19 protein-coding genes are annotated in these 20,533 nt (G+C 70.0%); 8 read left to right on the top strand and 11 right to left on the bottom strand.

The genetic code is table 11. From position 1 onward, the window contains the following. Position 1: 1 nt before the first annotated feature. The 4 genes from ABFT43_RS21300 to ABFT43_RS21285 are packed head-to-tail and all read right to left on the bottom strand — an operon-like array spanning position 2 to position 5,750. Positions 2 to 2,134 carry a cation:proton antiporter gene (locus ABFT43_RS21300; protein ID WP_347962259.1) on the bottom strand — a complete coding sequence of 711 codons (2,133 nt, stop codon included), beginning with the start codon at positions 2,132 to 2,134 and terminating at the stop codon, positions 2 to 4. A gap of 16 nt (positions 2,135 to 2,150) precedes the next feature. Further along, positions 2,151 to 3,713 (bottom strand): FHA domain-containing protein, encoded by a 1,563-nt coding sequence (locus tag ABFT43_RS21295; RefSeq protein WP_347962258.1) that lies wholly within the window; start codon positions 3,711 to 3,713, stop codon positions 2,151 to 2,153. Then, positions 3,710 to 4,159, bottom strand: a complete 450-nt coding sequence (locus tag ABFT43_RS21290) for a hypothetical protein (protein WP_347962257.1) — start codon at positions 4,157 to 4,159, stop codon at positions 3,710 to 3,712. The genes ABFT43_RS21295 and ABFT43_RS21290 overlap by 4 nt, the downstream gene beginning before the upstream one ends. A 1-nt stretch (position 4,160) precedes the next feature. Beyond that, positions 4,161 to 5,750 (bottom strand): FAD/NAD(P)-binding protein, encoded by a 1,590-nt coding sequence (locus ABFT43_RS21285; protein ID WP_347962256.1) that lies wholly within the window; start codon positions 5,748 to 5,750, stop codon positions 4,161 to 4,163. Between the two features lie 448 nt (positions 5,751 to 6,198). Here ABFT43_RS21285 and ABFT43_RS21280 point away from each other — a divergent pair, with 448 nt between their 5' ends. The 5 genes from ABFT43_RS21280 (at position 6,199) to ABFT43_RS21260 (ending at position 11,262) form a co-directional block, all read left to right on the top strand. Continuing rightward, positions 6,199 to 7,242, top strand: a complete 1,044-nt coding sequence (locus ABFT43_RS21280) for an AurF N-oxygenase family protein (protein ID WP_347962255.1) — start codon at positions 6,199 to 6,201, stop codon at positions 7,240 to 7,242. 33 nt (positions 7,243 to 7,275) lie between these two features. Then, on the top strand, positions 7,276 to 8,820 hold the full coding sequence (locus tag ABFT43_RS21275; RefSeq protein WP_006900421.1) for a 4Fe-4S binding protein: 1,545 nt from the start codon (positions 7,276 to 7,278) through the stop codon (positions 8,818 to 8,820). A gap of 90 nt (positions 8,821 to 8,910) precedes the next feature. Beyond that, positions 8,911 to 9,384 carry a hypothetical protein gene (locus ABFT43_RS21270; protein ID WP_347962254.1) on the top strand — a complete coding sequence of 158 codons (474 nt, stop codon included), beginning with the start codon at positions 8,911 to 8,913 and terminating at the stop codon, positions 9,382 to 9,384. Beyond that, the gene (locus tag ABFT43_RS21265; protein WP_006900419.1) at positions 9,381 to 10,322 is read left to right on the top strand and encodes an EamA family transporter; all 942 of its coding nucleotides are present in this window, start codon (positions 9,381 to 9,383) and stop codon (positions 10,320 to 10,322) included. The genes ABFT43_RS21270 and ABFT43_RS21265 overlap by 4 nt, the downstream gene beginning before the upstream one ends. A 133-nt stretch (positions 10,323 to 10,455) precedes the next feature. After that, positions 10,456 to 11,262: a maleylpyruvate isomerase family mycothiol-dependent enzyme gene (locus ABFT43_RS21260; protein ID WP_109237161.1), complete on the top strand. Its 807-nt coding sequence runs from the start codon at positions 10,456 to 10,458 to the stop codon at positions 11,260 to 11,262. Between the two features lie 58 nt (positions 11,263 to 11,320). Here ABFT43_RS21260 and ABFT43_RS21255 read toward each other — a convergent pair whose 3' ends face one another. Then, entirely contained in the window at positions 11,321 to 12,916 is a 1,596-nt protein-coding gene (locus ABFT43_RS21255) for a DEAD/DEAH box helicase (RefSeq protein ID WP_347962253.1), read from the bottom strand. A 395-nt stretch (positions 12,917 to 13,311) separates the two neighbouring features. On the opposite strand from ABFT43_RS21255, the gene ABFT43_RS21250 reads away from it, so the two are divergent. Continuing rightward, positions 13,312 to 14,610: a hypothetical protein gene (locus ABFT43_RS21250; protein ID WP_109237163.1), complete on the top strand. Its 1,299-nt coding sequence runs from the start codon at positions 13,312 to 13,314 to the stop codon at positions 14,608 to 14,610. A 19-nt stretch (positions 14,611 to 14,629) separates the two neighbouring features. On the opposite strand, the gene ABFT43_RS21245 is transcribed toward ABFT43_RS21250, so the two are convergent. Beyond that, positions 14,630 to 15,193 (bottom strand): helix-turn-helix domain-containing protein, encoded by a 564-nt coding sequence (locus ABFT43_RS21245; protein ID WP_109237164.1) that lies wholly within the window; start codon positions 15,191 to 15,193, stop codon positions 14,630 to 14,632. A gap of 57 nt (positions 15,194 to 15,250) precedes the next feature. Here ABFT43_RS21245 and ABFT43_RS21240 point away from each other — a divergent pair, with 57 nt between their 5' ends. Both ABFT43_RS21240 and ABFT43_RS21235 read left to right on the top strand, forming a co-directional pair. After that, the gene (locus tag ABFT43_RS21240; RefSeq protein ID WP_347962252.1) at positions 15,251 to 16,000 is read left to right on the top strand and encodes an AzlC family ABC transporter permease; all 750 of its coding nucleotides are present in this window, start codon (positions 15,251 to 15,253) and stop codon (positions 15,998 to 16,000) included. Beyond that, positions 15,997 to 16,320 carry an AzlD domain-containing protein gene (locus ABFT43_RS21235; protein WP_006902526.1) on the top strand — a complete coding sequence of 108 codons (324 nt, stop codon included), beginning with the start codon at positions 15,997 to 15,999 and terminating at the stop codon, positions 16,318 to 16,320. The genes ABFT43_RS21240 and ABFT43_RS21235 overlap by 4 nt, the downstream gene beginning before the upstream one ends. Before the next feature lie 82 nt (positions 16,321 to 16,402). Here ABFT43_RS21235 and ABFT43_RS21230 read toward each other — a convergent pair whose 3' ends face one another. The 5 genes from ABFT43_RS21230 to ABFT43_RS21210 form a co-directional block, all read right to left on the bottom strand. After that, positions 16,403 to 17,707, bottom strand: a complete 1,305-nt coding sequence (locus ABFT43_RS21230; protein WP_457590209.1) for a family 1 glycosylhydrolase — start codon at positions 17,705 to 17,707, stop codon at positions 16,403 to 16,405. 32 nt (positions 17,708 to 17,739) lie between these two features. After that, entirely contained in the window at positions 17,740 to 18,687 is a 948-nt protein-coding gene (locus ABFT43_RS21225) for an esterase/lipase family protein (protein ID WP_109237166.1), read from the bottom strand. Positions 18,688 to 18,710: 23 nt separating this feature from the next. Next, positions 18,711 to 19,178, bottom strand: a complete 468-nt coding sequence (locus ABFT43_RS21220) for a hypothetical protein (RefSeq protein ID WP_347962251.1) — start codon at positions 19,176 to 19,178, stop codon at positions 18,711 to 18,713. Positions 19,179 to 19,247: 69 nt separating this feature from the next. Beyond that, positions 19,248 to 19,694, bottom strand: coding sequence for a DUF5994 family protein (locus ABFT43_RS21215; RefSeq protein ID WP_109237168.1), 447 nt, complete (start codon positions 19,692 to 19,694; stop codon positions 19,248 to 19,250). 171 nt (positions 19,695 to 19,865) lie between these two features. Then, positions 19,866 to 20,318, bottom strand: coding sequence for a hypothetical protein (locus ABFT43_RS21210; protein WP_131735095.1), 453 nt, complete (start codon positions 20,316 to 20,318; stop codon positions 19,866 to 19,868). Between the last annotated feature and the right edge of the window lie 215 nt (positions 20,319 to 20,533).

The raw sequence follows: 20,533 nt of genomic DNA, 5'->3' as shown, positions 1-20,533 counted from the left end.
GTCAGTGCCTCTCTGGTGATGAGGTGGTGGGTGAAACGGTCTGTGCGTCGGGCGGTTCCTGCCGTGCGGCGTCGCCGGACGGGTACAGGGCGGCCACCCGGTCGCCGAGGGACTCCTCGCTGGTCCGGGTGTGGTCGACCACGGTCACCGCCGCGGTCCCACCGGATGCGGTCCCGGCGGTGGCGTCCCCGTCGGCGGCGGCGACGATGAAGGCCCCGCCCTCCGTGCGATGCCGGCGCGGATCGACGACGGACACCTCGACACCACGTGCGGCAACGGGCTTGAGGTCGTTGCCCAACCGGCGCCGCGATCCGCCGGACACGACGGTCAGCGTGCGTGAACCGAACAGGGCGAGCCCCGCGGCGAGGACGATCGCGGTGCGCCCGCCGCGGCTGTCCGCTGCCACGCAGGTGACGATGCTGCGACTCGGCGCGGACCCCGGCGCCGCGTCCTCGTCGACGATCGCCACCGGCGCGGCCCGCAGCCGTTCACCGAGGGCGCGGTCGGCGCTGTCGACGACGATCACGTCGGCGTTCACGTTCTCCGCCATCGCGTCGAGGTCGGAGGCGGGATCGGCGCTGAACCGACACAGCACGGACACGGCTCCGGCGCCGGTGAGCGATGCCCCCAGGAGGTTCAACCGCTCGATCGCCGAGGCGATGGCGGCGAAGTCGGGTACGACCGGTATCCCCACCTCGAGGCGCTGCGACCGTTTGTCCGGCGAGGTCAGCACGCCGGCGAGGACGACGTCGAAGCCGATGGTGCAGTCGAGCATCCGGCGATGCCGCGCGCGCAGGTCGTCGACCGAGCCGGCGGGGTCGCGGAACACCACCAGCACGCGGGGCGCGGCGGCGGCCGACAATGCCCGACGCTCGGCGGCGGCGATGTCGCTCGCGACCACGCTGTCCGGATAGACCAGACGCAGAAGCGGTTCGGTGAGGACCGTGGTCACCAGGGCCATCACCACCATCATCGCGAAGAGGTCGTCGCTGAGGACGCCGAGATCCCTTCCGGCGGAGAGGATCACGAGCTCGGTGAGTCCACGGGTGTTCATCAGCACGGCGATCGCCGCGGACTGCCGGGTGGGGATGGCGCCGGCCCGCGCCCCGGCGTAGGCGCCGAGGAACTTGCCCGCGACGGCAACCAGCAGGACGAGGCCGAGCTGCCACAGCCCGGACAGCCCGATCGACGCCAGGTCGACGCCGAGGCCGGTCACCACGAAGAACATCGGCAGCAGGAGGAGAACGCTGACCTGCTCGAGGCGTTCGAGTATCTCGCGGTGGAGGTGCTCGGCGCCGACCTTGGGCATCACCGCGCCGAACATGAAGGCGCCGAGGATCTGATGGATCCCGATGACGTCGGTGACCGCCGACGACAGGAACACACCGACGAGGACGACGGCGAGGATGTCCGGGGTGAGCCGGCCCGCGGCGTCGCGCCACTCGATCAGTTTGGCCAGCAGCGGCCGCACGAGGCCGAACATCACCGCCGCGTAGACCAGGGTGAGCCCGACGATCTTCGCGACCTCCATCGGGCTCCCGCCCGAGATGATCGCGATGATGAACGCCAACAGCGTCCAGGCGAGGATGTCGTCGACGGCGGCGGCCGCGAGGCTGAACACGCCTGGCACGGTGCGCATCATCCCCCGGTCGGCCAGGATGCGGGCGAGCACCGGGAACGCCGTGATCGACATCGCGACACCGGTGAACAGGACCATGCCGAGGCGTTCGATCTGCAGCCCGTCGACGGTGTCGTGCGACGGATACAGCAGGAAGCCCAGTCCCGCTCCGAGACCGAACGGCACGACGATCGAGGTCGCCGAGATGGTCGCGGCGGCGCGTTCGCGGCCGCGGGTCAGCCGCATGTCGAGTTCGAGGCCGACGATGAACATGAACAGCACGAGGCCGATCTGCGCCAGACCGCCGAGCAGCGGCCGGACCTCCTCCGGGAACAGCCATTCGTCGGGGCTGCCGGGCAGTAGGCCGAACAGGCTCGGGCCCAACGCGATACCCGCGGCGATCTCGCCGACCACCGCGGGCTGGCGCACGGCGCGCGCGATCATCCCGCCGAGGCGGGCCGCGGCGATGATGACCGCGACATCCAGGAGGAGGAACACGATGGTGTGCTTGTCCATCCGACGACCCCGGCCTTCAGATCCTGGCGTGGTGGGATTCGAAGATGAAGTGGCGGCCACCGATCCGGACGTGGGAGCCAGGCACGAGGACGTGCGGCCGATGCGGGAGGAGTCGGATCTCCCGACTGGTGCTGGGATCGGTCACGAAGGTCCCGTTGGCCGAACCGAGGTCGACCAACTGGACGGTCCATTCGACGAGTCGGATCTCGACGTGACGTCGCGACAGTTGCCCGGTCTCGTCCTTGACACGGATCGGCCTCGGACCGCTCGACCGTCCGCCACCCGACGCCCCGGGTTCGCGGCCGATGACGAGATCCTCGTCGAGCAGGAACGTGAACCCGTTGTCGAGCAGGAGCCAGCCCAGCGGCGGTCGCTCGCCCTCGACGAGGAACGTGGTGAGCTGATCCATCCGGATGCCGCAGACACCGCAGATCCACGACTGCGGATGATTCAGGTGACCACGCGCACAGCGGATTCCGTGCACCTTGGCACGCGACGCCTCGACCCGGACGACCTCGGTCACCGGCTTGGAATGTTGCTCTCTCGGCAGCGGCGGACGCGGTTCGAGCGGTTCGGCGAACGGATCCGGCGTGCCCGGAGGCGCTTTCGACGGTCCCCCGGCAGGCGTGACCGGCGGCAGCGGGTGGTGCGCGACGGGCGTGCCGACCGGCCCCCCGCCGGGGTCTCCGCCCAGGGGCGTCGACGTGAACGGAAGGGGTCCGCCCACCGGGTCGGGTTCGGGTGTCACCTCGGGTTCGGGCGTCAGTGCGGGGTCCGGCCTCATCCGCTCGGTGGTCTCCCCCGGCCCGGGTTCGGCGGGAACGGGAACCGGCGGCTTCTCGTCGACCGGCATCTCCTCCATCGGCTCGAGCGTGACGTCTGCTCCGGCCGCGTCGTGCTCGTCGCCGGTGAACTGCTCCGAAGGCGGCGCGGTGGACGGCCCGGGGTCGGGGGCGGGCACCGGCTCCGGCTCGGATGTCACCGACCCGGATGCCACCGACCCGGTTTCCGGGACGACGGGCTCGCGCACCGGCCGCGCGGCCTTGCGCACCGCCTCGGGAAGCGGGTGGAACTCGGTGCCGCGCATGCCCAGCGGAGTGTGCAGGAGTGCGCCGGCGGCGGGCACGACGCCGTCGACGAGATCGAAGCGCTCCTCCCCCACCTCGGCCGGGACGGTGCCGTCCAGATACAGGCCGAGTCCCTCGTACGGCCACGGGATGGCCTTGTCGTACGGTGCGTCGACTCCGGGTTCGATGCGGTGGCCGTCGGTCTCGCCGTAGATCCCGCCCGAGAGGAACACCGCGATGCCGACGTTGTCGGGGGCCGCGAAACCGATGTCGATCGGCTCGTCGGCGGTCGCCACCAACCGTGCCAGAGCACGGACCAGGTGCCGTCCGCGACGCGGCGCCGAATCCGGCACGGCCACCGCGGATTCGATGTCGAGGAGGTCGGTGACGAAGGCTGCCGGCACCGAGTCGGCGACCACGGCGAGGAACGCGGGTTTGCGGATGACGATCCCGGCGCCGGGGACCAGGGTCACCGTCGGGGTCACGCTCGGGATGTCGCCCGGTCCGGTCACAGGAACCGCCCTCCTCGGAATCGCCAGTGCGGGAAGATCGCCCGCAGCGGGCCGTTGACGACGATCCACACCAGCAGCCACGTCGTCACGAACTGGACGGTGAACACGCACGGCGACGGCCGCAGCGACTCGGGGAGCAGACCTGTGCCGTCGACGACCAGCCAGGCAACGACACCCTCGTTGATCGCGGTGACCAGCCCGAACAGTGTCGGCCAGTCCTTCTCCCACCGGAACTGTTGCAGGAAGTGGTAGACGAACTCCCAGGCCACACCGAGCACGATGACGGTGGACAGCACCGTGTAGGCGACGCGGAAGACCTCCGCGAGCGACGGACTGCCGGACGAGATCAACCACAGGAACGGGATGAGGACCAGCGTCCACACCCCGCCGAGGACGCCGAGTACGAACACCCGGGTCTGGATGCGGCCCCACAGGGTCGGCAGCACGTCAGTCGACCCCCTTGTTGTTGACCCAACGCCACCACTGGGCGGTCGATCGCCACGGCGTGAGTTTCTTGCAGAAGCCCTGTCGGGCCAGGTCGTCGACGATCTCGAGGGCGGCGATCTGGAGACCGAGAAAGGTGTCGACGCCCGGGAAGTAACCGCCGAGCGTGGCACTCCCCGACGCGTAGATCTTGCCGTCGCCGTTGCGGGTCCCGCGCAACTCGAAGTCGCGCTCGACGTCCATGCGTCCGATCGGGTTGAGTCCGGCGCCGGAGTGGTCGAGCAGGTCGCGCAACAACCGGTGTTCGCGCACGTCGGCCTCGAGGCCGGTGCAGTCGATGACGTAGTCGGCGTACAGCTCGAAGGTGCCGTCGGGCCGGTGGTCCTGCCGGATCGGCGCGTGCGGGTCGACGCGCACCGTCGTCACCACGCCCTGGCCGCCGGGGCCGGGCACCAGACGCTCCGCGGAGCCGACCGCCACTCGGTACCAGCCCTCGCGCCGGCCCCGCCCGAGCTGCTCCTGCCAGTTGTCGCGCACCGGCGTGTTGGTGCCGCCCATCTGCTTGTACGCCTCGGCGCGGGCATGGCCCTCGAGTTTGCGCATGCGCGCCTTGAGCTGGCCACCCCACACCGACTTCGGGTAGTTGAACCCCTGGTAGGCCCACCCGTCCTTGCCCTTGCGCCGCATCCAGATGTGCGGACCGTGTGGCTTGTCGACGTAGGTGCGGAACAGATGGACGATCTGCGTCTGCAGGCCGTGGGCGTCCCGGTCGTCGATCAGGCGTTGCAGCACGCGGGAGGCCACGATCCCGGACCCGCGGATCATGACCGTCCCGGGCCTGCGCTGCAGCGACTGGTAGACGTGCTCGTGCGACTCGTAGGCGTTGACCACCTTGCCGGCGTCTCGGTGGGTCTCCCGGAACGCCTGGAGGTCCGGGAGCAGTTTGATCCCGGGGTAACCGATCGCGACGTGCACCCACCTGCTGCGGAACGCGACCCGCTTGGTCGGCGAACTCCCCTGCGGCGGGGTGAGGATCGTGAAGTACCCACCGCCGTTGCGGCGTCGGATCATGCGCACCTGCCCGCGGTGCAGGCACTGCAGGTAGCCGATCCGGTGGCACTCCTTCTCCATCGACTCGAATGCCTGCCCGGCGCGCGGCGTGTAGTAGTTCGCGATGATCGGTTCGACGAGGACGTTCCACAGCGGTTTGAGCGTCTTGTCCTGCCACGCCTCGCGGACCGCGTAAGAGGGGAAGCCCCAGATGTTGTCCGGGGTCGACGCGGAGTCCGACCGCAGCCGCTCGCTGCGCGGGATCTGCGAGACCCGCGTGAGGTACTCGTAGCTGTGCCACGGCACGTCCTGCGGACCCAGGACCGCGATCTGGTCCAGCGGGACGCCGCAGATCCGCAGGTAGTCGACGGTCACGAACGAGCCGATGCCCGATCCGACGGTCACGAACGGGACGTCGACGACCGGGATGCCGGCCGCGGCGACCATCGCGTCGGTCCAGACGTCGGTCTCGACGAGGTCGGGCGTGAGATCACCCGGACCCCGGCCGGCCGCCGGCGGACGCGGCGTCGCGGGCGGGCGCATCGCGGGAGCGCCGAGCGGGCCGGGGACCGGGCCCCGGGGAGGCCGACCTCCGGGCACCGGACCGGCCGGTTGCGGGGGCACCCGGGTCGGACCCGGGAACGGCTGGTTCACCCGCGCCCTCGCACCGGCTGCCGAGACGATCCTCCGCCGCTCATCGCACGGGACATCGATTCTCCTGGAGATCTGTGGACGCCTGGGTGAGGCCTGCGGACACGGGGTGGTGCCGTAACGATAACCCCGATCGAGGGGGTGATCACTGCGAAACCAGCCGATCGAATTACCCCCGTAGCCGGCTGGTCAGCGTACTGCCGGAGTCGCCGTGAACGCCCAGCTCAGACACGATCGTTACATTGACTGTTGACAAATAGCGCCGCTGCTGAATACGTTCGTGTCATCCGCTGCGGCCGCTTTCACGCGGCTCGGCCTCATCTCTGCGAAGGACGCGACGATGACCAAAGCCCTGACGAACCCGAACGCCGCCGAGTCCGCCGACCCCTCGGGCGAGCGTTACGTCCCCGAACACGACAAGACCGGCGACGGCCACGACTACGCCCAGGTGCTCGACGACCTGTCCGCGGCCTCGGTGCACCGCAACTTCGATCCGTACGTCGACATCGACTGGGACGCACCGCACATGGCGGTCACCCCGAATGATCCGCGCTGGATCCTGTCCTACGACGTCGACCCCATCGGCCGCCACCCCTGGTACCAGCAACTGCCGCAGGACAAGCAGATCGAGATCGGCATGTGGCGCCAGGCCAATGTCGCCAAGGTCGGCCTGCAGTTCGAGTCGGTCCTTATCCGCGGGCTGATGCAGTACAGCTTCAAGCTGCCCAACGGGGCACGCGAATTCCGGTACACCACGCACGAATCCAAGGAGGAGTGCAACCACACCCTGATGTTCCAGGAGTTCGTGAACCGGGTCGGCATGGACGTCCCCGGCGCGAAGGTCGGCTACCGCGTGATCTCGCCGCTGGTGCCGCTCATCTCGACGGTGTTCCCGGTGGTGTTCTTCTTCGGCGTGCTCGGCGGCGAGGAGCCGATCGACCACATCCAGAAGGACTTCCTGCGCACCCGCGCCCGTCTCCATCCGACGATGGCGGCGGTCATGCAGCTGCACGTCGCCGAGGAGGCCCGCCACATCTCGTTCGCTCATCACTTCATCCGCGAGCAGGTGCCGCAGCGCAACGCCTTCCAGCGTTTCGCGCTGTCGATCATGCTGCCGATCACGATGCGCACCCTGTGCAGCGCCATCGTGGTGCCCCCGCGGGAGTTCCAGCGACGGTTCGACGTCCCGCGCGAGGTCATGAAGGACATCTTCTGGCGCTCGCCCGAGTCGAAGCGCTTCCTGCGCAACGTCTTCGGCGACGTCCGCATGCTCGCCGAGCAGAGCGGCCTGATGAACCCGGTCGCCCGGCTGGTGTGGCGCGCGCTCGGAATCCACGGCCGTTCCTCGCGCTTCCGCAGCGAGCCCACCTACACCGCCGCCTGAGTCGCGGCCCCACAGAGGTAGACAGCAACCCCCATGCCACACGTCGTCACCCAGGCGTGCTGCGGCGACGCGTCGTGCGTCTACGCATGCCCGGTCAACTGCATCCATCCCACTCCGGACGAGCCGGACTTCGGCACCTCGGAGATGCTCTACATCGACCCGGCGACCTGCGTCGACTGCGGCGCCTGCGTCAGCGCCTGCCCGGTCGGCGCGATCGTCCCCGGCCACCGCCTGCCCACCGGCCAGGAGCGGTTCGCCGAGGTCAACGCGTCGCAGTACCGCGAGACGGTCGACGGCTCGGCGGCCCGGTTCCCCGTCGATCCGGCACGCCGCCTGCCGCTGGCCCCCATCGACCGCCCGCGGCAGCTCGCCGTCGACGGCCCGGTGTCGATCGGCATCGTCGGGTCCGGCCCGTCGGCCATGTACGCCGCCGACGAGTTGCTGCGTCACCCGCAGGTCTCGGTCACCATGTACGAGCGGCTCGACCGCCCGTTCGGCCTCGCCAGGTACGGCGTCGCGCCGGATCATCTGAACACCCGCAAGGTGATGCGGCTGTTCGACGACATCGCCCGCAATCCCCGTCTCGAGATCCTCCTCGACACCGAGGTGGGACGCGACATCTCGCTCGACGACCTGCGCGCGCGTCACTCGGCGCTCATCTGGGCCGGCGGCGCCCCCACCGACAAGCGGTTGCCGATCCCGGGTGTCGACAAGGCCGGCGTGACGAGCGCGACCGCCTTCGTCGGCTGGTACAACGGCCATCCCGACTTCGCCGACCTGTCGGTCGACCTGTCCACCGAACGCGCGGTGGTCGTCGGCAACGGCAACGTCGCGCTCGACGTCGCACGCATCCTCGTCGCCGATCCCGAAACCCTTGCCGCGACGTCCATCTCGCGTCCGGCCCTGGCCGCGCTTCGCACCTCGTCGGTGCAGGAGGTCGTCGTCCTGGGACGCCGCGGGCCCGTGCACGCGGCCTTCACCCTCCCGGAGCTGATCGGGCTCGTCGACTCCGGCGTCCCGGTGGTGGTGGATCCCGCGGACCTGGAATCGACCCGGATCGACTCCGCGGCCGACAACACGATCAAGACGAAGCTGGACATCCTCTCCGAGTGTGCGTCCCGGCCCGCGCCCGAGGGCCGGCGAATCCGGCTGGCGTTCTTCGGCTCCCCGCTCGAGATCGTCGGCGGGGAACGCGCGACGGGCGTCCTGGTGGGCCGCAACCGCCTGACCGTCGACGCGACCGGCGCCGCGTCGGGCATCGAACCCACCGGGCAGACGAGCGTTCTCGACGCCGGGCTGGTGCTCACGTCCGTCGGCTACCGCGGGGTCGCGGTGCCCGGCCTGCCGTTCGACGACGACACGGGCGTGATCCCGCACCGTGCCGGACGTGTGCTCGACGGTGACGAGCCGGTGCCCGGCGTCTACGTGACGGGCTGGATCAAGCGCGGGCCGACCGGGTTCATCGGCACCAACAAGACCGACTCCGCCGAGACCGTGGCCTCGCTGCTCGCCGACCTCGAAGCGGGCCTGCTGCCGACGGCGGCGCCGCGGCGGCGGACGCTCCTCGGGCGCCGGTAGCGATCCGCCGAACCCTGCCGGGCGGGTGCGACGAGCGAGCGTGTCCGGGACGCCACGCGGCGGGGGCCGCGCCCGCTACATTGTCGAGTCATGGGTCCCGCATACGAACGCACGACCACCCGCGCCGATCTCAGTGATCTCACCGCCGCCGTGGCGGCCGCGCTCCGGGAGCATGCGGAGGCCCGTCATCTCGTCCTGACCGACGACCTGCCGGCGTGGAGCACGCGATCCATCAACCTGCCGGCGTCGTCGTGGCCGGCCCGGCTGTTCAGGCGGCGCAGCAATCCCGCCGACCCCGATTCCGAGCACCAGACGCTGGTCGTGCTGCATCCGACCCACCTGATCGTCGTGGTCTCCGGTGCCCGGCGGGGCATCTCGGCGATGTCGGCCGCGCTCGCCGTCGCCTCGATCGACCAGCCCGAGACCGCCGACGGGTTCTCGGTGACCGGTTTCGTCGGCGACGAGGGCCGGCCTGCGAGCTTCTACCTCGGCGTCGGGGAACCCGCGGGCGACGAATGCCGTGAGGCGGTGCGTGCGGCGATCGTCGCCGCGAAGAACCCGTGACCGTCCCGACCATCGGACGGCCGTCGGGTCCCGCTGTCGGATTCGTCCTCGCGCTCGTCTCGTCGGCCTGTTTCGCGATCTCGGGGGTACTGGCGCGGGCCATGATCGAGTCCGGCTGGTCGGCCGGCGCGACGGTCACCGTGCGGATCGCCGTCGGCGCCGCGGTCCTGGCCATCCCGGGCTTTCTGGCGTTCCGCGACCGGCAGCCCCCGATCCCGGCGAGCCCCGCCGCCCGGTCCTGGGGCGTCGTCGCCGCCTACGGGCTGCTCGCCGTGGCGGGCTGTCAGCTCGCCTACTTCTACGCGGTCACCTATCTGCAGGTCGGCGTGGCGCTGCTCATCGAATACACCGCTCCGGTCGCCGTCCTGGTGTGGATGTGGTTGCGGCACGCCCAACGGCCGACCCGGGTGACGGTCCTCGGTGCGGCACTGGCGATCGCCGGTCTCGCGCTGGTCCTCGACCTGACCGGTGACGTGCCGATCAGCGTGGTCGGCGTGATGTGGGCGCTGGCGGCGATGGTCGGGGCGGCGACGTACTTTGTGATCTCGGCCGACGAACGCACCGGTCTGCCGCCGCTCGCCCTCGCCGCCGGCGGACTGCTGGTCGGGGCCGTCGTCCTGGGCCTGGCCGGGCTCGTCGGAGCACTGCCGATGACCGCGGGCACGGCGGATGTGGACATCGGGACGCTGTCGCTGCCCTGGTGGGTTCCGCTGCTCCTGCTGGGAGTCGTGTCCGCGGCGATGGCCTACGGCTTCGGCATCGCCGCCGGACGTCTCCTGGGCGCGCGGGTGATGTCCTTCGTCGCACTGTCGGAGGTGTTGTTCGCGGTGCTGTTCGCCTGGATCGCACTCGACGAGCTGCCGGCCCCGATCCAGCTGATCGGCGGGCTGCTGATCGTGGCCGGAGTGGTGTTCGTGCGGCTGGGCGAGGCGGGTTGAGCGAGGTCGGCGGAACTCGGCGACCGCTCGCGCGCGTACCCGATCGCACGCCTCCCGCCTGCCGGGAACCGACATGTCGCATGCCGCTTGCGGTGGTAGTAGTCTCGTCCCCCATGTGGGTGGGAGACCGCGCGTGACCGGAATGTTCTCGCGGTTCGATTACATCGACGCGGCCCTGACGACCGGGGCGCGCTTCCTCGAGCTCGTCGACGGCGTCGAGGACACCGAGACCCGTCTTCCGCACACCCCCGGCTGGACGCTCGTCGACTGCCTGGGACACGTGGCCCTCGCGCCGACGCGGTTCCTCGCGCTCGCCCGCGGCGAGGGCGAGTGGTGCCGGGACGCCCTCGACGTTCCCGACTTCAACGCCAAGCAGATCGCGAACCTGCCGACCCGCGACGTCCGGGTGCTGGCCGATCGATTGCGCGACGACCTCGACACGCTCGTCGACGCGGTCTCGCACTTCAACGCACGGGTTCCCCAGATGCGTTTCGACGGCGACCGGCTCATCCGCGCGGACGCCGCGCTGGGAATCCTCATCGGCGAGTTCGTCGTCCACGGCCACGACATCGCCCGCGCGGTGGGCGCACAGTGGTGGGTGGAACCCGATGTGGTGCTGATGATCATCCGCGGCCGGCAGCAGATCCTGCCGAGCTGGGTCGACTCCGCCGGCGCGGCCGGCCACGATGCCACCTACGACATCCGGCTCCGGGGATGCTCGGAGCGCTACATCTACGAGTTCACCGACGGCGACCTGGTCATCAACCCGCCCGAACCGCGGCGTCCCGACGTCCACATCAGCGTCGACGCGACCACCGCGCTGCTGGCCGGATACGGCCGGATCTCGCCGGCCTGGGCGGCGCTGACCGGACGGGCCTTCGCATGGGGAAGCAAGCCGTGGCTTGCGCCACGGCTTGCTTCGAGGTTCCTGCCCGCCTGAGCGGGTTGTTCAGTTGTTCTGCGGGCCGGCTGTTCCGGGATTCGGCCGGTCCCGGGGATCAGCGACCGGCAGGCGATCCCGCGGGGCGTCGGACCCGACGGGTCTGCACGCGGCCACCGGCACGATGCTGCTCGCCGGAGCGCCCGTGACCGGTCGCGCGGCTCTCCGAGGTGCGGCCGCCGGCCCGACGCGCGGCGCCTGCACCGTCGCCGCGGGCGGCGGTGTGGGCCTGTGCGCGGGTTCCCCGGCTCTCGCCGCGTCCGGCGCCGTTCTCGGTGCGGGCGGACCCGCCGCGCTCACCGCGGCCGCGTCCGGAACGTCCGCCGCGTCGACCGCCCTGCGAGCGCCCGCCCTGGGAACGGGCGTTCCCGTTCTGACCGCGTCCGCGAGCGCTCTCGGCGGCGGCCCGCTCGGCGGCGGAGACGCGCGGTGCGCGCTCGCCGACGAGGTCGTCGACCTCGGCGGAGGTGGCGTCGACCTTGACCGGGGTGACCTTGATCTTGGCCTTGCGCAGCAGCTGCGCGACCTCGCGACGCTGCTCGGGCAGGCACACGGTGACGACGTCGCCGGAGCTGCCGGCGCGCGCGGTGCGGCCGGAGCGGTGCAGGTAGGCCTTGTGCTCGGCCGGCGGATCGACGTGCACGACGAGCTCGATGCCGTCGACGTGGACGCCGCGGGCGGCGACGTCGGTGGCCACGAGTACGCGCACGTCGCCCTGGCCGAATGCGGCGAGGTTGCGGTCGCGCTGGGCCTGGCTGAGGTTGCCGTGCAGGTCGGCCGCGGGGATGCCCTGCTCGGTGAGCTTCTTGGCGAGCTTCTTCGCCTGGTGCTTGGTGCGCATGAAGAGCACGCGGCGGCCGGTGCCCGAGGCGAGTGCGGCGACCAGGTCGGCCTTGCCGGCCGAGGACACCTCGAAGACGTGGTGGGTCATGGCTGCGACGGGCGACTCGGCGGAGTCCACCGAGTGCATCACCGGGTTGTCGAGAAAACGCTTGGCGAGCTTGTCGACGCCGTTGTCGAGGGTCGCGGAGAAGAGCATGCGCTGGCCGTCGGACGGGGTGGCGGCGAGGATCTTGGTGACGACCGGCAGGAAGCCGAGGTCGGCCATGTGGTCGGCCTCGTCGATGACGGTGATCTCCACCTCGTCGAGGCGGACGATGCCCTGACGCATGAGGTCCTCGAGGCGGCCCGGGCAGGCGACGACGATGTCGACGCCGCGACGGAAGGCCTGCTCCTGGCGGGCCTGCTTGACGCCGCCGAACACGGTGGTGACGGTGAGGCCCACGGCCGAGGCGAGCGGCTCGACGACGGCGGCGATCTGGGTCGCCAGTTCACGCGTCGGCGCCAGGATGAGCCCGGTGGGCTTGCCGACGTAGCGCTCGACCTCCATCTCGGCGAGTCCCGCGACGAGCGGGATGGAGAAGGCGAGGGTCTTGCCCGAGCCGGTCTTGCCGCGGCCGAGGACGTCCTTGCCCTCGAGGGTGTCGGGCAGGGTGTCGGCCTGGATCGGGAAGGCGTTCGCCTTGCCCTGCGATTCCATGACCTTCACGAGTTTGCGTGGCACACCGAGGGATTCGAAGGTCACCTGGGGTGCGGCGGAAGCGGTGGGAGTGGTGTCGACGTTCGTGTCGACGGTGTCGATGACAGCAGTCATTGTCTGGGCAGGGTTCTTCCTGTGCGTGGCACGCGAGTCAGGACGACAGTTCCACTGCCGATGGTCGGTGCCGGATGGCGAACACGCGGGTGTCGCGGGCTCGTTCGCCGTACGAAGTCAATGGCAGGTCGTGGACATCCGATGTGTCCGACGTCGGCATCCCCGTGGGGCACCGACCTGCGAGAGAGGCGTTCTACGACGCGTTGACGCATGCCGTCATGGCTGCATCACTGCAGTCGACACTACGCGCCGGTAACGAAAGAAGCGAATCGTTGTGACCGACGTCGCGTCGGACCCCGGCTGTGGACACACCGCAACCCGGTACGGTGCAACGCCGATACCCTTCGACGGTCCCGCGACCCGCGCACTCCCGTACCCAGCCACAGAGGACCGCCTTGACGACACCTGCAGCCCCGCACCGGCCCAAGAAGTACGCCCTGATCAGCGGCGTCGCGCTCGTCGTGATCGCCGTGATCGTCGGGGTGGTGTTCGCGGTGCGGGCAGCGACCGGCGACACGCCCCGGTGGTCGGACCCGTCTGCGGGCACCCTGCCCGACCTGTCCTCCGCGCCCGAGGACCCGCGGTGGACGTTCGACCTCGGCCAGGGCTTCTGGTTTCCCCGGTTCATCGGGGGCAACGAGAACGTGGTCGCCCTGGGGGCCAGGCGCCACGACGCCCCGGCCGCGGTCGCCTTCCTCGACGCCGGGACCGGAGAGCGCCTCGCGCAGGTGGACTCGCCGGACGACCGCACCGAATTCCGGTCGTGCGCGATCGCCGAGTCCGACGCGTCCGCGGCATGTCTCGCCGAAGGGCTGACCGATGACGGCCAGGCGGTGGTCTTCGCCGATCTCGGCAATGGATCGATCCGTCGCTCGGTCCCCACCGCCGACCGCGCCATCGTCGTCGCACACCGGGACAGGTTCTTCGTCGTCCCGGAGCGGTCTGCACGGTCGCGGATCGAGGTCTACGACCGCGAGGGCGGGCTCGCCGCAGCGCTTCCCTACGGCGAGGTGTATCCGCGCTCAGGCCTCGTGGTGTCCCGGGAGGAGGCCGGCCGCGACACCGAACGTCTGGTCGTCCGCAGCATGACCACGTTGGCCGAGGTCTTCCGTCAGGAGCCGAGGAAGGTCGGCCACACCGGCGCGAATCCGTTCCCGGGTGGTTTCGCCGTCGACACCGACAGCGGCGTCGACTATTTCGATTCCGACGGGAATCCGACGACGACCGTGCGCGGCGCCCGACTCGAACGGGCCGCGCCCGGTGGCGTGCTCAGCACACGGCTCGGACCGGCCGGGGAGTCGATCCTTCCGATACTCACCGACCGCGACACCACCGGCAACGAGAAGCCACTCTTCGTCGCCTCACCCATGAGCGGAAAGACACTGTGGCGCTGGATGTTCGACAATCCGGTCGTCGTCTTCTCCGACGGCGGCACGGTGGTGATCAAGCGCGGCGGAGACGAGACGGAGGGTGTCTTCGACGTGTCCACCGGAGCCATCCTCGCCGACCACCTGAACGATGCCGACCTCCTCGGCTCGGACGGTCGGCGCGTCCTCGTCTCCGCTCCGACAGCAGGCGGCCACCAGCTCGAGGCCATCGACGGCGCCGAGACACTGTGGGAATACGGCCCGTACGCCTCCGATCCGGTCGTCATCGCCGGAAAGGTCTACGCCGACACCGAACGGCTTCTCTGACGGAATACGTGCCGCCGGCTCAGAACGCCTCGCTGATCATCACCGCGACGGTGCCCGGCTCGAGCGCGTCGAAGACATGCTCGACGTCGCCGGGATACGCGATGTAGTCGCCGGGCCCCAGCGTCTCTGGGGCGTCGGTCGGCCCCAGCCGGGCACGCCCGGTGCTGACGACGACGTGTTCGACGACGCCGCGCGCATGCGGCTTGGACACGCGCGGCTTCCCGGGTTCGGCGCGCACGACGTAGATGTCCCGGCGCGACCCGGGCGCGGCGGTCGAGAGAAGGGTGGCCGAATAGTCGGCGTCGGCCGCCGGGATGACCGGGCCGTCGCCGAAGCGGATCACCTCGACCGTGGGCGCCGGAGAGTCCAGCAGTGCGGAGAACTGGACCCCGAGAGCCGTCGAGAGCGCCCACAGCGTCTCGACGCTGGGGTTGCCCTCCCCGGACTCGAGCTGCGACAGCGTCGACTTGCCGATGCCCGCGCGCCTCGCCAGTTCCGTGAGCGAGAGTCCGGCGCGGGCGCGTTCACGCTTGAGCGACGCCGCCACCAGCTGCTTCGGGTCCACCCCGGCCACATTGTTCATCGAACCGTCCAATCGTCCATCTTGACGAACATCCGTCACATGTTCACTATAGTAGTCATGCGTTCGGCATGGAGAACACTCGACGCGGCGACCCTGCGCGCCGTGGTCGTCATGTGCCTCTCGGTCCTCGTCATCGGCGCCTCGTACGGGGTCGCCGCACACGGTGCCGGACTGGCGTCGTGGCAGATCGTCCTCATCGCCACGGTCGTGCTCGCCGGGTCCTCGGAGTCCGTCTTCGTCGGCGTGATCGCCGCGGGCGGCGCACCGGTCGTCGGCGCTCTGGCCGGACTTCTGGTGAACACCAGGAACTTCGGTTACGGCCTGTCCGTGGGGAAGTATCTGCGCGGACCGTCGGAGACCCTGCTCGGCGCCCACCTCATCAACGACGAGACCGCCGCCATGACCGCGACAGAGCCCGACCCTCGCCGCGCTCGCGCGGCTTTCCTGTTGTGCGGATTGGGAATCCTCGTCTGCTGGCCGGCCGGGGCAGGACTCGGGGCGTTCCTCGGGAGCGTCGTCGCCGGCCCCGAGGCCCTGGGCCTCGACGCCGCCTTCCCGGCCCTCCTCGCGGCCCTGGCCATCCCGGCGCTGCGGTCGGGTGCGACCTGGGCCGCGGCAGTGGCCGGCGGCGCGATCGCCATCGCGTCGACGCCGTTCCTGCCCGCCGGACTCCCCGTCGTGGGCGCCCTGGCGGGCTTCGCCGGGGTCGAGGTCATGCGGCGGTTCATCCACGGCCGGGCGCCCTCGGCGGCCGGGCCGAGTTCGCCGACCGTCGAGACCAGGCGCGATCACGAGGTCCGCCGATGAGCACCGGCCTGTCCCTGGGCATCGGTGTGGCGCTGCTCGCGGTCGGCACCTACGCCATCCGGCTCGCCGGCCCGATCCTGCGCAACCGCATCTCGGTGTCGGCCGAGACCGAGGCGCTGATGGACCGCGCCGCGGTGGTCCTGCTGGTGGCGGTCGCGCTCACCGGAGCGTTGTTCGTCGAACACGACTTCGCGGGCTGGGCGCGTCCCGCCGGAGTGGCGGTCGGCGTCGTCGCCGCGCTGCTACGGGCGCCGCTGGCGGTGGTCATCGTGCTCGCCGCCGCGACCGCCGCGGGACTCCGCGCGCTCGGAATCGCCTGAGTTCGCTGCGGTTCCACCACTGTTCCGTACACACGCCTCCGGATCGCCGGGCGGATCTGCCGAACGGTGGCGGGGCTGCCGGTCAGCGCACCACTGCAGGGTTCGCGCAACTGTCCGGCACGTCCACCAGCGAGCACGGAACCGGAGGCCTCGTGGGCCGGTATCCCCTCGGCACTCCCCCGGCGCGGGTGATGTCGCGATACGCGGCGACGGCGTCGGTCGGCCGGCGTGTGAGCGCCGGATCACGCCCGACGTCGACGGTGTACAGGCCGAAGCGCGAGTCGTAGTCGCCCCATTCGTAGTTGTCGGTGAGGCTCCAGTAGTTGTACGACCGGAGGTCGACGCCGTCCTGGCGGGCGCGCTGCAGCCAGTACACCGTGTCGCGCAGATGGTCGGCGCGACGGTAGCCGTCGGGTCGTTTGCCGTGCGGATCGGTGGCCAACCCGTTCTCGACGACCCGGACCGGCTTACCCGGGAACTCGCGCGCCACCCGCCGGAGGACGTAGTAGATCGATTCGGGCGCCTGGGAACTCTTCCAGAACTCCCCGGTGGCGCCGTGTGCGACCGACGCATCAGTGACGGAGAACGAGTAGTAGTGGTCGACGCCGACGAAGTCGAGGGTGTCGCGCATCCGTTGCGGGAACACCGATTCCAGCCAGTCCTGGACACCGGCGATCGGATAGTAGGCGAAGTTCGACGACACCTCCGCACCCGGCTGCACGCGGTGTATGTGACGGTAAATCGACCGATGGGCCGAGACGATCCCGTCGGCCATCCGGCCGACGTTCTGCGGCGTCAGTCCGCCGTACTGCAGCTCGCGCCGGACGTATTCGGTCGGCTCGTTGAACGTGATCCACAGCGGGTCCGCCCAAGCGTACCGGTCGACGACCCGCTTGGAGAAGGCGACCATGTCGTCGGCCATCCCCGGTCGGTTCCAACCGCCGAGATCCACCGCCCACCCCGGGTGCACCCAGTGGTTCAGGGTAATCATCGGGCGCATCCCCGCGTCGACGACCTTCCTGATCACCCGATCGTAGGACGCCCAGCCCGCCGGGTCGTCGTGTCCCCGGCGCGGTTCCACCCGCGACCACTCCACCGAGGTGCGGTAGATCCCGACCCCCAGTGACGCCGCACGGTCGATGTCCTCGGCGTACCGGTGGTAGAAGTCGATGGTGTCGCCGACCGGCTCGCCGACCTTGCCCTGTCTGCCGTATCGCAACCAGTTGGAGTCGCGGTTGTGCCCCTCGGACTGGAAACCCGACTGCGCGACACCGAATTCGAAGTCCGGCCCCAGTGCGGGGACGTCGGCTCCGGCAGCGGGCGCGCCGACGTCACCCGAGAATCCGGCCGCCACGACCACCGCGACCGCGATGATGCTGCGCCGCAATCGGCCTCGATGATGACGCGCGGACCGCACGATCAGAACGGGCTGCCGGTGAACGGGGCCGCCCGATCACATGGAACGGCGCGCGGGTGTTCGGGGTCGAGCGCGTTCAGCACGAAGTACGCGGTGCGTCGCGAACCCGCCATGCCCGCGTGCTCGGTGTAGTCGACCGAGCACCCGTCCTGCACGACGATGTTCTTCACGTTGGAGCCGCCGGGCGGCAGGCCGTTCCAGTACGGCACCACGAGTTCGTCGTACCGCGTGGCGATGTTGGTGTACCGGATACCGGGCAGGTAGTAGCCGCCGTCGGCGATCTTGCGCAGGAACGCCGCGCCGGGATCGAGGTCGAAGCAGGCCTGACACAGCGGGACCTGTTCCGGCCGCACACCGAGCCCGCGCACGAACGGACCGATCTGGTCGGCTGCGGCGACGGTGCTTCCGCGCCACACCGGCGCGAGCGAGATGTACTTGTCGACGCTGTCCCTGCCGCCGAGGTACTTCACGTAGTAGGCGGGCACCACCGTTCCCTGGGAGTGCCCGATGATGTCGACCTTCTCCGCACCGGTCGCCCGCTTCACCTTGTCGATGAACGTGCCGAGTTCGCGGGCGCTCTCGGACATCAGCCCCATCCCGCCGATCGCCGTGATCGGCCACGGCGCGCCCTTGATCGCGCCGTAGGTGGGCGCGAAGACGCAGTATCCCTCGTTCTTCAGCAGCGGGACGTAGGTGCCCCAGTTGGTCTGCTGCGACCCGCCGGTCCCGTGCACGAGGATCACCGGATTGGGATGCTCTGCCGACGGCTTGCAGTTCCAGTCATTCGAGCCGGGCAGCGAGCCGCCCGGGTTGGTCAGTTCGCCGGGGATGCCGGACAAGAAGTTGTAGGTGACCGGCAGTGTGTCCGCCCGGACCGGCGCCGCGGTGGCGACCAGCACTCCGGCCAGCGCCGCCACGACCAGCCCCAACAGCAGCTTCGAGGACCTCATGGGTGCCGAAGCTAACAAACGCCTCACCCCGAGGTAGGGCGTTTGACCGAACCGGGCGCCTCCGGATCGCCGTGACGATGACGCAGATCCCGGATGGTGGCCGCCACAGAGGCGATCAGCAGGAGGAAACCGACGACGAGGGCGATGATCTCCACGTAGTCGAGGATGTTGTCGTAATGGCCGAGGTCGTACTTCTCGTCGGTGACGTGGATGGCGACCACGACCAGCCAGGCGAGGAAGGCCGCCATCAGCGCGCGCCGCTGGAACATGAGGCTGCGGCGACGATGCTCGTACTCCCCCAGATCGCCGATCGCGTCCAGGACGATCGACTCCATGTGGGCGTGTGCCGCCGTGCCCGACGGGAGCTTGGCGAGGATGTCGACCTTCTGCGCGAGCTTCTGGTGCCGGTCGTTGGCGTCGAGCCGGCTGAAGGTCCCGCCGACCCCTGCGATGAGCAGAGATCCGGCGAATGTCAGCAGCGCGGCTGTCATGTGGGGAACCTACAACGACGAGGTGGCCGTGTGCAGGGAAAACGCCCGCCTCGCGGGGGCGGACCGGGCCTATTGCACCGCCGGCCGGCGGGTCTCGGAGGACACCGATCGCGCCGCGAGCTCCAGAATGCGTTCGGCGCGGCGGAATTCCAGCGAGTAGGTGCTCGCCTGCGGTTGCACGGTGTTGCTCGCCAGCCGCAACAGGATCGCCGCGAGCGACGACGCGGTGCGGGGCGGGATCACCAGAAGGCGGACGATGGCCACCGGCGTGCTGAGCGTCATCATCGGCGGCGTCGCAGGCGAATCAGGCGAATCGAGACCGGGCAGACGCCGGAAGCTCTGCCAGGTCACGTCGATCCCGGTGACGTCTCCGAACTGGGCCCGCGCCGAGGCGAGCAGGCCCGGGAGCTCGTCGGCGAGTTGAACGGTATATGGGTACCAGGCACCGCCGATGGCGGCGGCCGGGTCCACGCCGAAACGGACGCGAGTGGGGCCGAGGAGCGGTGGGGTGCTCATCGGGCGGCCTCGACGCCGTGGGAGAAGACGAGGGTTTCGGTGATCACAGCATCCGCCTGACGTCATCATCAGACGGAGCCCGGTACGTCTGACACCGGTGAGGCCGACAGAGATCTGCCGGTTGTTCTGCCCGGATGCCTCCAGCCTACGTCAGTCGGACCCGGTGTCCCGTCAGAAGCAACTCGTGGTCTGGACCGCCGCGACCTGGCGGGGGAACTGCAGCACTCCGCTCGACGGCGCTCGGCGGACTCCCGACGAGAAACCGCGCACCTGCTCGACGCCGTATTTTCCCCAGGTTCCGTCGCCCTTGAGGTGGTCCTGGCACTTCTGCAGCGTCACCGAGCCCGAAACCCAGTAGGATGTACCGGGCTTGAGTCCCGCGAAGGTCGTGCATCCCGCGGAGTCTGCGTTGTGGGTGAACACCGGACGCGGACCGTTGAACAGCCCACCGGTCGTCGCGTGGAGGACGATCGGCCCTCGGTAGGCACCGCCTTCCTGATTGATCACGCACACCTTCGCGCTCGGCCTCGGCGCGGCCTCGGCTGTGCTCGACGTCGCCGTCACCGCACCCATGGTCACGATCGACGCAATGGCGCTCAGTCCCGCGATCCAACGCTTCGTCACAGTGGTCCCCCCGACCTGTCTCGACATCCTTCCGAATCCGCCATAGCGGACTACAACTTTGGTATCACGTATCCACCCCTCGGTCCCAGTCGCCCGTTACCTTCTTCGTAGTCCCGCACCGCGGGGCCACGGTCGCCAAGTTCGGTATGACTTCTTGCCCCTGTCTCTCTAATGATCCGGGGGGTGGTGTCGCCGAACCTGGTGACGTCGATGGA

Origin of the sequence: Gordonia aurantiaca, from assembly GCF_039939235.1 — a bacterium.
In the GTDB taxonomy this organism is placed as follows: domain Bacteria; phylum Actinomycetota; class Actinomycetes; order Mycobacteriales; family Mycobacteriaceae; genus Gordonia.
The sequence above is the reverse complement of the archived record's forward strand: the minus strand, read 5'-3'. Positions and strand labels throughout refer to the sequence as shown.

Excerpts from the sequence above, each read along its gene's own strand:
- ABFT43_RS21240 (WP_347962252.1), top strand. The coding sequence starts at position 15,251 with ATGCGTTCGGCATGGAGAACACTCGACGCGGCGACCCTGCGCGCCGTG.
- ABFT43_RS21215 (WP_109237168.1), bottom strand. The coding sequence starts at position 19,694 with ATGAGCACCCCACCGCTCCTCGGCCCCACTCGCGTCCGTTTCGGCGTG.
- ABFT43_RS21285 (WP_347962256.1), bottom strand. The coding sequence starts at position 5,750 with ATGCGCCCGCCCGCGACGCCGCGTCCGCCGGCGGCCGGCCGGGGTCCG.
- ABFT43_RS21225 (WP_109237166.1), bottom strand. The coding sequence starts at position 18,687 with ATGAGGTCCTCGAAGCTGCTGTTGGGGCTGGTCGTGGCGGCGCTGGCC.
- ABFT43_RS21280 (WP_347962255.1), top strand. The coding sequence starts at position 6,199 with ATGACCAAAGCCCTGACGAACCCGAACGCCGCCGAGTCCGCCGACCCC.
- ABFT43_RS21255 (WP_347962253.1), bottom strand. The coding sequence starts at position 12,916 with ATGACTGCTGTCATCGACACCGTCGACACGAACGTCGACACCACTCCC.
- ABFT43_RS21220 (WP_347962251.1), bottom strand. The coding sequence starts at position 19,178 with ATGACAGCCGCGCTGCTGACATTCGCCGGATCTCTGCTCATCGCAGGG.
- ABFT43_RS21270 (WP_347962254.1), top strand. The coding sequence starts at position 8,911 with ATGGGTCCCGCATACGAACGCACGACCACCCGCGCCGATCTCAGTGAT.
- ABFT43_RS21235 (WP_006902526.1), top strand. The coding sequence starts at position 15,997 with ATGAGCACCGGCCTGTCCCTGGGCATCGGTGTGGCGCTGCTCGCGGTC.
- ABFT43_RS21245 (WP_109237164.1), bottom strand. The coding sequence starts at position 15,193 with ATGAACAATGTGGCCGGGGTGGACCCGAAGCAGCTGGTGGCGGCGTCG.
- ABFT43_RS21300 (WP_347962259.1), bottom strand. The coding sequence starts at position 2,134 with ATGGACAAGCACACCATCGTGTTCCTCCTCCTGGATGTCGCGGTCATC.
- ABFT43_RS21275 (WP_006900421.1), top strand. The coding sequence starts at position 7,276 with ATGCCACACGTCGTCACCCAGGCGTGCTGCGGCGACGCGTCGTGCGTC.